2 protein-coding genes are annotated in these 837 nt (G+C 64.2%); one reads left to right on the forward strand and one right to left on the reverse strand.

The genetic code is table 11. From position 1 onward, the window contains the following. Positions 1–105: class I SAM-dependent methyltransferase (locus A5622_RS28315; RefSeq protein ID WP_197508015.1), on the forward strand; the 105-nt coding region annotated here is incomplete at its 5' end. Positions 106–165: 60 nt separating this feature from the next. On the opposite strand, the gene A5622_RS14860 is transcribed toward A5622_RS28315, so the two are convergent. After that, positions 166–837, reverse strand: a 672-nt coding sequence (locus tag A5622_RS14860; protein WP_066879471.1) for a class I SAM-dependent methyltransferase, incomplete at its 5' end; no start/stop codon positions are given.

The raw sequence follows: 837 nt of genomic DNA on the forward strand, positions 1-837 counted from the left end.
CAGTCCCAGGAGGTCTACGACCGGTACATGAAGTACCTGACCGGCTGCGCGAAGTTGTTCCGTGCGGGCTACACCGACGTCAATCAGTTCACGCTGGAGAAGTAACCGGCCCAGTAAAGCAATCGGCCCCGAACGGTTCACCGTTCGGGGCCGACTTGTCCCGCCCTACTTGACCAACGTGAATTGCCCCACATTGGTGACACCCTTGCGGAAGAAGTTCTCGCAGCCGGTCAGGTAGTGCATGTACTTGTCGTAGACCTCCTGGGACTGGATGGCGATCGCCTGCTCGCGATTGGCCTCGAGTGCCTCGGCCCACAGGTCCAAGGTCCTGGCGTAGTGCAGCTGCAGCGACTGGACGCGGGTCAGGTCGAAGCCCGCGGTCACTCCGTACTCGCCGACGGTCTGCGGCGTCGGCAGCCAACCGCCGGGGAAGATCTCGGCCAGGATGAACTGCGAGAACTGCACGATTTCGTGGGTCAGCTTCAGGCCCTTGGCCCGCGCGTCTTTGAACGACGGCCGAACGATGGTGTGCAGCAACATCACTCCGCCGGGCGGCAGCGCCTGGTAGGCCATTTTGAAGAAGCGGCCGTAGCGCTGCCGGCCGAAGTGCTCGAACGCGCCGATGGACACGATGCGGTCCACGGGCTCGTGGAACTTCTCCCAGCCCTCCAGCAGCACCCGCCGGCTGCGGGGGGTGTCCATCTGATCGAAGGACTGCTGCACGTGCTCGGCCTGGTTTTCCGACAGCGTGAGGCCGACGACGTTGACGTCGAACTTCTCGATGGCCCGCCGCAGGGTGGCCCCCCAGCCGCAACCGATGTCCAGCAGCGTCATCCC

The organism is Mycobacterium sp. 1245801.1, assembly GCF_001673055.1.
Lineage (GTDB): Bacteria > Actinomycetota > Actinomycetes > Mycobacteriales > Mycobacteriaceae > Mycobacterium > Mycobacterium europaeum_A.